This is a genomic window from Streptomyces morookaense (genome assembly GCF_013030945.1).
GTDB lineage: Bacteria > Actinomycetota > Actinomycetes > Streptomycetales > Streptomycetaceae > Streptomyces > Streptomyces morookaensis.
The window spans coordinates 1-13,885 of the sequence record NZ_JABBXF010000062.1; the positions used below are offsets into that span (position 1 = coordinate 1).

The 13,885-nt window shown below is 71.2% G+C and carries 13 protein-coding genes; 12 read left to right on the forward strand and 1 reads right to left on the reverse strand.

The features are described from left to right. Positions 1–108: 108 nt before the first annotated feature. Entirely contained in the window at positions 109–609 is a 501-nt protein-coding gene (bldD, locus tag HG542_RS24260; RefSeq protein ID WP_171084876.1) for a transcriptional regulator BldD, read from the reverse strand. Positions 610–828: 219 nt separating this feature from the next. On the opposite strand from bldD, the gene pyrR reads away from it, so the two are divergent. From pyrR to coaBC, 12 genes are all read left to right on the forward strand, one after another. Next, on the forward strand, positions 829–1,410 hold the full coding sequence (pyrR, locus tag HG542_RS24265) for a bifunctional pyr operon transcriptional regulator/uracil phosphoribosyltransferase PyrR (protein WP_171084878.1): 582 nt from the start codon (positions 829–831) through the stop codon (positions 1,408–1,410). 92 nt (positions 1,411–1,502) lie between these two features. Continuing rightward, entirely contained in the window at positions 1,503–2,489 is a 987-nt protein-coding gene (locus tag HG542_RS24270) for an aspartate carbamoyltransferase catalytic subunit (protein ID WP_171084880.1), read from the forward strand. Beyond that, positions 2,489–3,775, forward strand: a complete 1,287-nt coding sequence (locus tag HG542_RS24275; RefSeq protein WP_171084882.1) for a dihydroorotase — start codon at positions 2,489–2,491, stop codon at positions 3,773–3,775. The genes HG542_RS24270 and HG542_RS24275 overlap by 1 nt, the downstream gene beginning before the upstream one ends. Then, on the forward strand, positions 3,772–4,350 hold the full coding sequence (locus HG542_RS24280) for a PH-like domain-containing protein (RefSeq protein ID WP_171084884.1): 579 nt from the start codon (positions 3,772–3,774) through the stop codon (positions 4,348–4,350). Before HG542_RS24275 ends, HG542_RS24280 begins: the two co-directional genes overlap by 4 nt. Next, on the forward strand, positions 4,347–5,489 hold the full coding sequence (gene carA, locus HG542_RS24285) for a glutamine-hydrolyzing carbamoyl-phosphate synthase small subunit (protein WP_171084893.1): 1,143 nt from the start codon (positions 4,347–4,349) through the stop codon (positions 5,487–5,489). Before HG542_RS24280 ends, carA begins: the two co-directional genes overlap by 4 nt. Next, positions 5,482–8,793, forward strand: a complete 3,312-nt coding sequence (gene carB, locus HG542_RS24290) for a carbamoyl-phosphate synthase large subunit (protein ID WP_171084900.1) — start codon at positions 5,482–5,484, stop codon at positions 8,791–8,793. Before carA ends, carB begins: the two co-directional genes overlap by 8 nt. A 91-nt stretch (positions 8,794–8,884) precedes the next feature. Then, a complete protein-coding gene (locus HG542_RS24295; protein WP_171084902.1) occupies positions 8,885–10,000 on the forward strand; it encodes a quinone-dependent dihydroorotate dehydrogenase in 1,116 nt (371 codons plus the stop codon). Further along, positions 9,997–10,875 (forward strand): orotidine-5'-phosphate decarboxylase, encoded by an 879-nt coding sequence (gene pyrF, locus HG542_RS24300; RefSeq protein WP_171084903.1) that lies wholly within the window; start codon positions 9,997–9,999, stop codon positions 10,873–10,875. Before HG542_RS24295 ends, pyrF begins: the two co-directional genes overlap by 4 nt. 214 nt (positions 10,876–11,089) lie before the next feature. After that, positions 11,090–11,413, forward strand: a complete 324-nt coding sequence (locus HG542_RS24305) for an integration host factor (protein WP_171084905.1) — start codon at positions 11,090–11,092, stop codon at positions 11,411–11,413. A 38-nt stretch (positions 11,414–11,451) separates the two neighbouring features. Continuing rightward, positions 11,452–12,042 (forward strand): guanylate kinase, encoded by a 591-nt coding sequence (gene gmk, locus HG542_RS24310; RefSeq protein WP_171084907.1) that lies wholly within the window; start codon positions 11,452–11,454, stop codon positions 12,040–12,042. 33 nt (positions 12,043–12,075) lie between these two features. After that, positions 12,076–12,348 carry a DNA-directed RNA polymerase subunit omega gene (rpoZ, locus tag HG542_RS24315; RefSeq protein WP_049718421.1) on the forward strand — a complete coding sequence of 91 codons (273 nt, stop codon included), beginning with the start codon at positions 12,076–12,078 and terminating at the stop codon, positions 12,346–12,348. 98 nt (positions 12,349–12,446) lie between these two features. Continuing rightward, a complete protein-coding gene (gene coaBC / locus HG542_RS24320; protein WP_171084909.1) occupies positions 12,447–13,649 on the forward strand; it encodes a bifunctional phosphopantothenoylcysteine decarboxylase/phosphopantothenate--cysteine ligase CoaBC in 1,203 nt (400 codons plus the stop codon). Positions 13,650–13,885: the final 236 nt, after the last annotated feature.

Below are 13,885 nucleotides of genomic sequence, written 5' to 3' on the forward strand. Positions count from 1 at the left end.
TCCGCACCGCGATGCGTAGCCGCAGGCACGAAAACCGCCGGGGGCGGGAAGAACCTTTCGGTTCTTCCCGCCCCCGGCGGTTTTACGTTTCTCCCTGGAGTCGGAGGATCAGACGTCCTCGTGCTGCACGGCACGGCGGGCGTCCGCGTCGAGCACGCCCCAGCTGATGAGCTGCTCGGTGAGCACCGAGGGCGACTGGTCGTAGATCACGGCAAGGGTGCGCAGGTCGTCCTGGCGGATCGAGAGGACCTTGCCGTTGTAATCGCCGCGCTGGCTCTGGATGGTGGCGGCGTAGCGCTGCAGCGGGCCGGCCTTCTCGGCCGGGACGTGGGCGAGCCGCTCCAGGTCCAGGACCAGCTTCGGCGGGGGCTCGGCGGCACCGCCGGGCGTGGTGCCCGGCAGCAGCTCCTGCACGGGCACGCCGTAGAAGTCGGCCAGCTCGGCCAGCCGCTGCACGGTCACGGCGCGGTCGCCGCGCTCGTACGAACCCACCACGACGGCCTTCCAGCGACCCTGGGACTTCTCCTCGACGCCATGGAGGGAGAGGCCCTGCTGGGTGCGGATGGCGCGGAGCTTGGCCCCGAGCTGTTTGGCGTATTCGCTGGACATAAAGCTCCCCGGACGCTGTATGACGTGCGGCTGCCGCCGCGTGTCTGGTAACTCACTGTGAGGTTACGCAGCGTAATCTCACTTCGTCAAGCCGAATGGTCCACCGGCTGGGCCGTCGGTGGTCGCGGCCCGTGCCCACCGCAGGGCCTGATACGGTGAACAGGTAAATCCGACGTCCTTTAATGTCCGTCCTGTGAGGCGGAGAAGGAGGTCCGTTTCATGGACGCAGTCATTCCTCCGCCGGAACCCGCGCGTGCGGTGCTCGAAGCACCGGACATCGCCCGTGTTCTGACGCGTATCGCCCACGAGATCGACGAGCGCGCCAAGGGCGCCGACGACGTGGTGCTCCTCGGCATCCCCACGCGAGGCGTCTTCCTCGCCCACCGCCTGGCGGCCAAGCTGGAGCAGATCACCGGCAGGACGATGCCGGTCGGCTCCCTCGACATCACCATGTACCGCGACGACCTGCGGATGCGCCCCGCCCGGGCGCTGGCCCGCACGGAGATCCCCGGCGAGGGCATCGACGGCCGCCTGGTGGTCCTCGTCGACGACGTGCTCTTCTCCGGCCGCACCATCCGTGCCGCCCTCGACGCGCTGAACGACATCGGGCGCCCCCGCGCCGTCCAGCTCGCGGTCCTCGTCGACCGCGGCCACCGCGAACTTCCCATCCGTGCCGACTATGTCGGCAAGAACCTCCCCACGTCGCTGCGGGAGACGGTCAAGGTCCAGCTCACCGAGGAGGACGGCCGCGACAGCGTGCTCCTCGGCACGCGCGCGACCGCATCGGCCGACGGGCAGTAGCGACCCCCGGGCGGAACCGGCCTGTCCGGGACCGCGCAGTCGCACGCCCGCACCTCACCCCCGCATACCTCCTCAACCACGGAGAAAACCGGATGAAGCGTCATCTCATCTCGGCCGCCGACCTCTCCCGCGACGACGCCGTCCTGATCCTCGACACCGCCGAGGAGATGGCCCGCGTCGCCGACCGGCCGATCAAGAAGCTGCCCACCCTGCGCGGCCGCACCGTCGTCAACCTCTTCTTCGAGGACTCGACCCGGACCCGTATCTCCTTCGAGGCCGCCGCCAAGCGGCTCTCCGCCGACGTCATCAACTTCTCGGCCAAGGGCTCCTCGGTCTCCAAGGGCGAGTCGCTCAAGGACACCGCCCTGACCCTGGAGGCCATGGGCGCCGACGCCGTCGTCATCCGCCACCACGCCTCCGGCGCCCCCTACCGGCTCGCCAACTCCGGCTGGATCGACGGTGCCGTCGTCAACGCCGGCGACGGCACCCACGAGCACCCCACCCAGGCCCTGCTGGACGCCTTCACCATGCGCCGCCGCCTGGTCGGCCCCGACGCCGGGCTCGGCAAGGACCTGTCCGGGCGCCGCATCACGATCGTCGGCGACGTGCTGCACAGCCGCGTCGCCCGCTCCAACGTCCACCTGCTGACCACGCTGGGCGCCGAGGTCACCCTCGTCGCACCGCCCACCCTGGTCCCCGTCGGTGTCGAGAGCTGGCCGTGCGAGGTCTCCTACGACCTCGACCAGGTGCTGCCGAAGTCCGACGCCGTGATGATGCTGCGGGTACAGCGCGAGCGCATGAACGCCGCCTTCTTCCCGACCGAGCGCGAATACGCGCGGCGCTACGGCCTGGACGCCGACCGCATGGCGAAGATGCCCGAGCACGCCGTCGTGATGCACCCCGGCCCGATGAACCGCGGCATGGAGATCACCGCCGAGGTCGCCGACTCCGTCCGCTGCACGGCCGTCGAGCAGGTCGCGAACGGCGTCTCGACCCGGATGGCCGTCCTCTACCTGCTGCTCGGCGGCTCCGAGCCGGCCGTCGCCACGAACCACGCCCGCACCGAGGAGAACAAGTAATGTCCAAGATCCTGATCCGCGGTGCGAAGGTCCTCGGCGGCGAGCCGCAGGACGTCCTCGTCGACGGCGAGACCATCGCCGAGGTGGGCACCGGCCTCGGCGCCGAGGGCGCCCAGGTGATCGAGGCCGACGGGAAGATCCTGCTGCCCGGCCTGGTCGACCTGCACACCCACCTGCGCGAGCCCGGCCGCGAGGACTCCGAGACCGTCCTGACCGGCACCCGCGCCGCCGCGAGCGGCGGCTACACCGCCGTCTTCGCCATGGCCAACACCTTCCCCGTCGCCGACACCGCCGGCGTCGTCGAGCAGGTCTGGCGGCTCGGCAAGGAGCACGGCTACTGCGACGTGCAGCCCATCGGCGCCGTCACCGTCGGCCTGGAGGGCAAGCAGCTCTCCGAGCTGGGCGCCATGCACGACTCCGCCGCCGGGGTCACCGTCTTCTCCGACGACGGCAAGTGCGTCGACGACGCCGTGATCATGCGCCGCGCGCTGGAGTATGTGAAGGCCTTCGGCGGCGTCGTCGCCCAGCACGCCCAGGAGCCGCGGCTCACCGAGGGCGCCCAGATGAACGAGGGCGTCGTCTCCGCCGAGCTGGGCCTGGGCGGCTGGCCGGCCGTCGCCGAGGAGTCGGTCATCGCCCGCGACGTCCTGCTCGCCGAGCACGTCGGCTCCCGGGTGCACATCTGCCACCTGTCCACGGCCGGCTCGGTCGAGATCGTCCGCTGGGCCAAGTCGCGCGGCATCGACGTCACCGCCGAGGTCACCCCGCACCACCTGCTGCTCACCGACGAGCTGGTGCGCTCGTACAACCCGGTCTACAAGGTGAACCCGCCGCTGCGCACCGAGCGCGATGTGCTGGCCCTGCGCGAGGCGCTGGCCGACGGCACCATCGACATCGTGGCCACCGACCACGCGCCGCACCCGCACGAGGACAAGGACTGCGAGTGGGCCGCGGCGGCCATGGGCATGGTGGGCCTGGAGACGGCGCTGTCCGTCGTCCAGCACACGATGGTCGAGACCGGGCTGCTGGACTGGGCCGGGGTCGCCGAGCGCATGTCCTTCAAGCCCGCCCGCATCGGCAGCCTCGCCGGTCACGGCCGCCCCATCGCCCCCGGGGAGCCCGCCAACCTCACGCTGGTGGATTCCGCTTACCGTGGTGTCGTGGACCCCGCGGGCTTCGCCTCCCGCAGCCGCAACACCCCCTACGAGGGCCGCGAGCTGCCGGGTCGCGTCACCCACACCTTCCTGCGGGGCCGGGCAACGGTCGTGGACGGGAAGCTGGCGTGACACCTGCACTGATGATTCTGGCGGCCGAGGAGAAGTCCCAGGCCGTCACCCACTGGGCCGGCCGGATCGGCTGGGTCGTGGGACTCCTCCTCTTCATCGCACTGCTCTATTGGCTGATGCGCGAGGGCTGGAAGTGGCGCGGCACGCTCCAGGGCGACCTGCCCGGGCTGCCGGCCGCCCCCGCGGACCCCGGCGCGAGCACGCTCACGATGACCGGGCGGTACCACGGCTCGACCACCGCCGGGCAGTGGCTCGACCGCATCGTCGCGCAGGGCCTGGGCACCCGCAGCCGGGCGGAACTCACCCTGACGGAGCAAGGCGTCCGGGTCGACCGCCCCGGGGCGCAGGACTTCTTCATCCCCGCCGCCGCCCTGCGCGGCGCCCGCCTCGACAAGGGCATCGCGGGCAAGGTCCTCACCGAGGGCGGCCTGCTCGTGATCACCTGGCAGCACGGCGACAAGACGATCGACTCGGGCTTCCGCTCCGACACGGCCGCCGAGCACGCGGCCTGGGTCGAGGCCCTCACCACCATGACCCCCACCACGAACGACAGCACGACGGAAGGCGCACGATGACGACCTCCAGCAGGGGAGCCGCCAGGGTTCCCGCCGTACTCGTCCTGGAGGACGGCCGTACCTTCCGCGGCCGTGCCTACGGGGCCCACGGGGTCACCTTCGGCGAGGCGGTGTTCTCCACCGGCATGACCGGCTACCAGGAGACCCTGACCGACCCCTCCTACCACCGCCAGGTGGTCGTGATGACCGCCCCGCACGTCGGCAACACCGGAGTCAACGACGAGGACCCCGAGTCCGCCCGCATCTGGGTGGCCGGCTACGTCGTCCGCGACCCCGCCCGCGTCTCCTCCAACTGGCGCGCCCGGCGCTCGCTGGAGGACGAGCTGCGCCACCAGGGCATCGTCGGCATCAGCGGCATCGACACCCGCGCCCTCACCCGCCACCTGCGCGAGCGCGGCGCCATGCGCGTCGGCATCTTCTCCGGCAACGCCCTGCCGGACGAGGGCACCATGCTCCTCGAGGTGCGCCAGGCCCCCGAGATGAAGGGCGCCGACCTCTCCGCCGAGGTCGCCACCAAGGAGGCCTACGTCGTCCCGGCGATCGGTGCGAAGAAGTTCACCGTCGCCGCGATCGACCTGGGCATCAAGGGCATGACCCCGCACCGGATGGCCGAGCGCGGCATCGAGGTGCACGTCCTGCCCGCCACGGCGACCCTCGACGACGTCTACGCCGTGAACCCGGACGGCGTGTTCTTCTCCAACGGCCCGGGCGACCCGGCCACCGCCGACCACCCGGTCTCCGTGATGCGCGGCGTGCTGGAGCGCAGGACGCCGCTGTTCGGCATCTGCTTCGGCAACCAGATCCTCGGGCGCGCCCTCGGCTTCGGCACCTACAAGCTGAAGTACGGCCACCGCGGCATCAACCAGCCCGTGCAGGACCGTACGACCGGCAAGGTCGAGGTCACCGCGCACAACCACGGCTTCGCCGTCGACGCCCCGCTCGACAAGGCGACCGACACCCCCTACGGCCGCGTCGAGGTCTCCCACGTCTGCCTCAACGACAACGTGGTCGAAGGCCTCCAGCTGCTCGACCAGCCGGCCTTCAGCGTCCAGTACCACCCCGAGGCAGCAGCAGGCCCGCACGACGCCGCGTACCTGTTCGACCGCTTCGTCTCCCTGATGGAGGGCCAGCGTGCCTAAGCGCACCGACATCCAGTCCGTTCTGGTCATCGGCTCCGGCCCGATCGTCATCGGCCAGGCCGCGGAGTTCGACTACTCCGGCACCCAGGCCTGCCGCGTCCTGAAGGCCGAAGGCCTGCGGGTGATCCTGGTCAACTCCAACCCGGCCACGATCATGACCGACCCGGAGATCGCCGACGCCACCTACGTCGAGCCGATCACCCCCGAGTTCGTCGAGAAGATCATCGCCAAGGAGCGCCCCGACGCGCTCCTGCCCACCCTCGGCGGCCAGACCGCGCTCAACACCGCGATCTCCATGCACGAGAACGGCGTCCTGGAGAAGTACGGCGTCGAGCTCATCGGCGCCAACGTCGAGGCCATCCACAAGGGCGAGGACCGCGACCTGTTCAAGGGCGTCGTCGAGGCCGTCAACGCCAAGATCGGCCATGGCGAGTCCGCCCGCTCGGTCATCTGCCACACCATGGACGAGATCCTCGCGGGCGTCGAGACGCTCGGCGGCTACCCGGTCGTCGTCCGCCCCTCCTTCACCATGGGCGGCGCCGGCTCCGGCTTCGCGCACGACGAGGAGGAGCTGCGCCGCATCGCCGGCCAGGGCCTCACGCTCTCCCCGACCACCGAGGTGCTCCTGGAGGAGTCCATCCTCGGCTGGAAGGAGTACGAGCTGGAGCTGATGCGCGACAAGCACGACAACGTCGTGGTCGTCTGCTCCATCGAGAACTTCGACCCGATGGGCGTGCACACCGGTGACTCCATCACCGTCGCCCCGGCGATGACCCTGACCGACCGCGAGTACCAGGTGCTGCGCGACATCGGCATCGCGATCATCCGCGAGGTCGGCGTCGACACCGGCGGCTGCAACATCCAGTTCGCGGTCAACCCCGAGGACGGCCGGGTCATCGTCATCGAGATGAACCCGCGCGTCTCGCGCTCCTCCGCGCTGGCCTCCAAGGCGACCGGCTTCCCGATCGCGAAGATCGCCGCCCGGCTGGCCGTGGGCTACACGCTGGACGAGGTCCCGAACGACATCACGGAGAAGACCCCGGCCTCCTTCGAGCCCACGCTCGACTACGTCGTGGTCAAGGCCCCGCGCTTCGCGTTCGAGAAGTTCCCCTCCGCCGACGCCACCCTCACCACCACCATGAAGTCGGTGGGCGAGGCCATGGCCATCGGCCGCAACTTCACCGAGGCCCTGCAGAAGGCGCTGCGCTCGCTGGAGAAGAAGGGCTCGCAGTTCGACTTCGTGAGCGAGCCCGGCGACAAGGCCGCGCTGCTGGAGAAGGCCGCGGTGCCCACCGACGGCCGGATCAACACGGTCATGGACGCCATCCGCGCCGGGGCCACCCCGCAGGAGGTCTTCGACTCCACGAAGATCGACCCGTGGTTCGTGGACCAGCTCTTCCTGATCCACGAGATCGCCGAGGAGCTGCGCGCGGCCGAGCGCCTGGACCCGGAGCTGCTGGCCGAGGCCAAGCGGCACGGCTTCTCGGACGCCCAGATCGCCGCGGTCCGCGGGCTGACCGAGGACGTCGTGCGCGAGGTCCGGCACTCCCTCGGGGTGCGCCCGGTCTACAAGACCGTCGACACCTGCGCCGCCGAATTCGCCGCGAAGACCCCGTACTTCTACTCCTCCTACGACGAGGAGACCGAGGTCGCGCCGCGCACCAGGCCCGCGGTGATCATCCTGGGCTCCGGCCCGAACCGGATCGGCCAGGGCATCGAGTTCGACTACTCCTGCGTCCACGCCTCCTTCGCCCTGAGCGACGCCGGCTACGAGACCGTGATGGTCAACTGCAACCCGGAGACCGTCTCCACCGACTACGACACCTCCGACCGGCTCTACTTCGAGCCGCTCACCCTGGAGGACGTGCTGGAGATCGTGCACGCCGAGCAGCAGGCCGGCCCGGTCGCGGGCGTGGTCGTCCAGCTCGGCGGGCAGACGCCGCTGGGCCTGTCCCAGGCGCTGAAGGACAACGGCGTCCCGGTCGTGGGCACCTCGCCCGAGGCCATCCACGCCGCCGAGGACCGCGGCGCCTTCGGCCGGGTCCTCGCCGAGGCGGGCCTGCCCGCCCCCAAGCACGGCACGGCCACCACGTTCGCGGGAGCGAAGGCCATTGCCGACGAGATCGGCTACCCCGTGCTGGTCCGTCCGTCGTATGTGCTCGGCGGCCGCGGCATGGAGATCGTCTACGACGAGACGCGCCTGGAGGCGTACATCGCCGAGTCGACCGAGATCTCCCCGACCCGTCCGGTCCTGGTGGACCGTTTCCTCGACGACGCCATCGAGATCGACGTCGACGCGCTCTACGACGGCCACGAGCTCTACCTCGGCGGCGTGATGGAGCACATCGAGGAGGCCGGTATCCACTCCGGCGACTCCGCCTGCGCGCTGCCCCCGATCACCCTCGGCGGCTTCGACATCAAGCGCCTGCGGGCCTCGACGGAGGCCATCGCCAAGGGCGTCGGCGTGCGCGGCCTGATCAACATCCAGTTCGCCATGGCCGGGGACATCCTCTACGTGCTGGAGGCCAACCCGCGCGCCTCCCGCACCGTGCCCTTCACCTCGAAGGCCACCGCGGTGCCGCTGGCCAAGGCCGCCGCCCGGATCTCCCTCGGCGCCACGATCGCCGAGCTGCGCGCCGAGGGCATGCTGCCCAAGGAGGGCGACGGCGGCACGCTGCCGCTGGACGCGCCGATCTCCGTCAAGGAGGCCGTCATGCCCTGGAGCCGCTTCCGCGACATCCACGGCCGCGGCGTGGACACCGTCCTCGGCCCGGAGATGCGCTCGACCGGCGAGGTCATGGGCATCGACAGCGTCTTCGGCACCGCCTACGCCAAGTCGCAGGCCGGCGCGTACGGCGCGCTGCCCACCAAGGGCCGCGCGTTCGTCTCGGTGGCCAACCGGGACAAGCGCTCGATGATCTTCCCGGCGCGCGAGCTCGTCGCCCACGGCTTCGAGCTGCTGGCCACCTCCGGCACGGCCGAGGTGCTCAAGCGCAACGGCATCAACGCCACCGTGGTGCGCAAGCAGAGCGAGGGCGAGGGCCCCAACGGCGAGAAGACGATCGTCCAGCTGATCCACGACGGCCAGGTCGACCTGATCGTCAACACCCCCTACGGGACCGGCGGCCGGCTCGACGGCTACGAGATCCGCACCGCCGCGGTCGCCCGCGCGGTGCCCTGCCTGACCACGGTCCAGGCCCTCGCGGCCGCCGTCCAGGGCATCGAGGCGCTCACCCGCGGCGACGTGGGCGTGCGCTCCCTGCAGGAACACGCGGAGCATCTGATCGCCGCCCGCGAGGCGTGAGGCGACGGAGGGGGACACCGGAAAGGGTGTCCCCCTCTTCGCGAGCCCCCACGACCCGCCCCGCCCGCCGCCCTCGCCCGGAAGGCATGGAATGTACCGCCTGTTCTTCGACCTGATCTTCAAGCGCATGGACCCCGAGAAGGCCCACCACCTGGCCTTCGGCTGGATCCGGCTCCTCGCCCGCATCCCCGTCCTGCGCACCTTCGCCGCGGCCGTCCTCGCGCCCCGCCACAAGGCGCTGCGCACCGAGGCGTTCGGCCTGCGGATGCACGGCCCCTTCGGCCTGGCCGCCGGCTTCGACAAGAACGCCGCGGCCATCGACGGCATGAGCATGCTCGGCTTCGACCACGTCGAGATCGGCACCGTCACCGCCCAGCCGCAGCCGGGCAACCCCAGGAAGCGGCTGTTCCGCCTCGTCGCGGACCGCGCGCTGATCAACCGCATGGGCTTCAACAACGACGGCTCGGCGGCCGTCGCGGAACGCCTCGCCACGCGGAACCCCGTCTTCAGGACCACCGTCGGCGTCAACATCGGCAAGACCAAGGTGGTGCCGGAGGCGGAGGCCGTCGCCGACTACGTCACCTCCACCGAGCGCCTCGCCGCGCACGCCGACTACCTGGTCGTCAACGTCTCCTCCCCGAACACCCCCGGCCTGCGCAACCTCCAGGCCGTCGACCACCTGCGCCCGCTGCTCGCCGCGGTGCGCGAGGCCGCGGACCGGTCGGTGACCGGGCGCCGGGTCCCGCTGCTGGTGAAGATCGCCCCCGACCTCGCCGACGAGGACGTCGACGCCGTCGCCGACCTGGCCGTCGAGCTCGGCCTGGACGGCATCATCGCCACCAACACCACCATCGCCCGCGACGGCCTCGGGCTGCGCACCCCCAAGCGCACCGTCGAGGCCATCGGCGCGGGCGGCCTCTCGGGCGCCCCCCTGAAGGAGCGCTCGCTGGAGGTCCTGCGCCGCCTGTACGCCCGTGTGGGCGACCGGATCACCCTGGTCGGTGTCGGGGGCATCGAGACCCCCGACGACGCCTGGGAGCGCATCCTGGCGGGTGCCACGCTGGTCCAGGGCTACAGCGCGTTCATCTACGAGGGCCCGTTCTGGTGCCGCCGCATCCACCGCGGCCTGGCCGAGCGCCTCGCCGCCAGCCCGTATGCCACCCTCGCCGACGCCGTCGGCGCCGAGCACCGGAAGGTGACCGCATGACCCCGCTGGAGCCGTTCGGCGCGCGGCTGCGCCGTGCCATGGACGAGCGCGGCCCGCTCTGCGTCGGCATCGACCCGCACGCCTCGCTGCTCGCCGACTGGGGCCTGTCCGACGACATCGCCGGTCTGGAGCGCTTCACGCACACCGTCGTGGAGGCACTGGCCGACCGGGTCGCCGTGCTCAAGCCGCAGTCCGCGTTCTTCGAGCGGTTCGGTTCGCGCGGCATCGCCGTCCTCGAACGGGCCGTCGCCGACGCCCGGGCCGCCGGCGCCCTGGTGCTGATGGACGCCAAGCGCGGCGACATCGGCTCCACCATGGCCGCCTACGCCGCCACCTACCTCGCCCCCTCCTCGCCGCTGTTCTCGGACGCCGTGACCGTCAGCCCCTACCTCGGCTACGGCTCGCTGCGCCCGGCGCTGGACCTGGCGCGGGAGAGCGGCACCGGCGTCTTCGTGCTCGCCCTGACCTCCAACCCGGAGGGCGCCGAGGTGCAGCACGCCGTGCGCGCCGACGGCGCGACGGTCGCGGCCACCATGCTGGACCACCTGCGCGCCGAGAACGCCGCCGAGGCCGCCGCCGGGGCGATGGGCTCGTACGGCGCGGTCGTCGGCGCCACGCTGGGCGGCTCGGCCGGTGCCGCGGGTGCGGAGCTGTCCATCGACGGCCCGCTGCTGGCCCCCGGGATCGGTGCCCAGGGCGCCACGGCCGCGGACTTGCCGAAGGTCTTCGGCGCGGCAGTGCGCGACGTCGTCCCGAACGTCAGCCGGGGTGTCCTGCGTCACGGTCCGGATGTCGCCGCGCTGCGCGAAAGTGCCGCGCGGTTCGCCGGTGAGGTGCAGGAAGCGGTCACGGCGAGCGGTCCGGCGGCGCATTAACGCCGAAATTGTTGGTTGTTATGTCCCGAAAAGTCCTGGTCGACGGAGTCTGACCAGGACTTTTCGCTTGTTCTCGCTGACTGGAGCGGGATCGGCCGCTAGTCTCCGACGAGAGCGAACGTGCAAGCGCGTTGCTCGTTGCTCCCCAGGTGTGGGCCGACTAGGTTCCTCACCGGTCCGTATCCGACAGTTCGACATCCGAGGTGACGTAGGCGTGGCTCTTCCGCCCCTTACCCCTGAACAGCGCGCAGCCGCGCTCGAAAAGGCCGCCGCGGCTCGCCGGGAGCGGGCCGAGGTCAAGAATCGACTCAAGCACTCCGGCGCCTCGCTGCACGAGGTCATCGAGCAGGGCCAGAAGAACGATGTCATCGGCAAGATGAAGGTGAGCGCCCTCCTGGAGAGCCTTCCCGGCGTCGGCAAGGTCCGTGCCAAGCAGATCATGGAGCGGCTCGGCATCTCCGAGAGCCGCCGGGTGCGCGGTCTCGGCTCCAACCAGATCGCGTCCCTGGAGCGTGAGTTCGGGGGCTCGGCCGCCTGACGTTCCCAGGCACTCCCGGGAACCGGGATAATCGCTGCATGAGTACTGCAGTCTCCCGGGGGACGTCCCCCGTTCCCCCGGCCAGACAACCGCGGCTGACCGTGCTCTCCGGCCCCTCCGGGGTCGGCAAGAGCACGGTTGTCGCCCATATGCGCAAGGCCCACCCCGAGGTGTGGCTCTCGGTGTCCTGCACCACCCGCAAGCCGCGCCCCGGCGAGCGGGAGGGGGTCCAGTACTTCTTCGTGGACGACGAGCAGTTCGACAAGCTCATCGCCAACGGCGAGCTGCTGGAGTGGGCCGAGTTCGCGGGCAACCGCTACGGCACCCCGCGCCAGGCGGTCCTGGACCACCTGGAGGCGGGCGTGCCGGTGCTGCTGGAGATCGACCTCCAGGGCGCCCGGCAGGTCCGGGAGAGCATGGCGGAGGCCCAGCTGGTCTTCCTCGCCCCGCCGAGCTGGGAGGAGCTGGTCCGCCGGCTCACCGGCCGGGGCACCGAGTCGCCCGAGGTGATCGAGCGCCGCCTGGAGGCCGCCCGCATCGAGCTGGCGGCGGAGTCGGAGTTCGACACCACGCTGGTCAACACCTCGGTCGAGGACGTTGCACGCGAACTGCTAGCCTTGCTGCGCTGAACATCTTTCTTCACCCCCATCGGAAGGCAGAGAGTGTCCTCTTCCATCACCGCGCCCGAGGGCATCATCAACCCGCCGATTGATGAGCTGCTCGAGGCGACCGACTCGAAGTACAGCCTCGTGATCTACGCCGCCAAGCGCGCGCGCCAGATCAACGCGTACTACTCGCAGCTCGGCGAGGGCCTGCTGGAGTACGTCGGCCCGCTGGTGGACACCCACGTCCACGAGAAGCCGCTCTCCATCGCGCTCCGCGAGATCAACGCGGGTCTACTGACCTCCGAGGCCATCGAGGCCCCGGCGGCCTAAGCGGCGACCTTCTTGCCCGAGGGCCCGGCAGCACGGCTGCCGGGCCCTTGGTGTGTCATAGAGCTTGTAGGAAACGCGAGCGCGGGGAGCAGCCGGCAATGGACAAGCCGAAGGTCGTTCTGGGGGTCAGCGGCGGGATCGCCGCCTACAAGGCGTGTGAGCTGCTGCGGCGGCTGACGGAGTCCGGGCACGACGTACGGGTGGTGCCGACCGAGTCCGCACTGCACTTCGTCGGCGCGGCGACCTGGTCCGCGCTGTCCGGCCACCCGGCCGGCAGCGAGGTGTGGGAGAACGTCCACGAGGTGCCGCACGTGCGCATCGGACAGGAGGCGCAGCTCGTCGTCGTGGCCCCCGCCACGGCGGACATGCTGGCCAAGGCGGCGCACGGACTCGCCGACGACCTGCTGACGAACACCCTGCTCACCGCGCGCTGCCCGGTCGTCTTCGCGCCCGCGATGCACACCGAGATGTGGGAGAACCCGGCCACCCAGGAGAACGTGGCGACCCTGCGCCGCCGCGGCGCGGTCGTCATCGAGCCCGCCGTCGGCCGGCTGACCGGCGTCGACACCGGCAAGGGCCGGCTGCCCGACCCCGAGGAGATCTTCGAGGTCTGCCGCCGGGTGCTGGCCCGCGGCCCGCAGGCTCCGGATCTCGCGGGCCGCCACGTGGTGATCAGCGCCGGCGGCACCCGCGAGCCGCTCGACCCCGTGCGCTACCTCGGCAACCGCTCCTCGGGCCTCCAGGGCTACGCCCTGGCCCGGACCGCGGTGGCCCGTGGGGCCCGGGTGACGCTTGTCGCGGCGAACAGCACCCTGCCGGATCCGGCAGGGGCCGACGTCGTCCAGGTCGGCACGGCTGTTCAACTGCGTGAGGCCGTGATCAAGGCCGCGGCCGACGCCGATGCCGTGGTCATGGCGGCCGCCGTCGCCGACTTCCGGCCGGCGCAGTACGCCGCCGGCAAGATCAAGAAGCGGGACGGGCAGGACCCCGAGCCTGTCGCGCTCGTCCGCAACCCCGACGTCCTCGCCGAGCTCTCGGCCGACCGCGCCCGCCCCGGCCAGGTCGTCGTCGGCTTCGCCGCGGAGACGGACGACGTGCTGGCCAACGGCCGCGCCAAGCTGGCGCGCAAGGGCTGTGACCTGCTGGTTGTCAACGAGGTGGGGGAGCGCAAGACCTTCGGTTCGACGGAGAACGAGGCCGTCGTGCTCGCCCCCGACGGCTCCGAGACCCCCGTCCCGCACGGCCCCAAGGAGGCCCTTGCGGACGTCGTCTGGGACCTCGTCGCCCGTCGCCTCGGCTGAGCGCGCCGGCGGACTCCTACCCTCCGGTTTCCCGTGCGCCGCTTGGGACTCCGGAGGCGAGTGTCGCAGGTCACGCAGGTGCCGATCCGAGACGGGATGCCCGAAGCGCGAGAACGCCGGATAAACTGTCATCGGATCCGAGTCGAGCGCAGCTCTCGGCCGGGTCCGTCAATGATCAGCCAGCAGCCGCTGCAACCCCAGGGAGCGATGTGTCCCGCCGCCTGTTCACCTCGGAG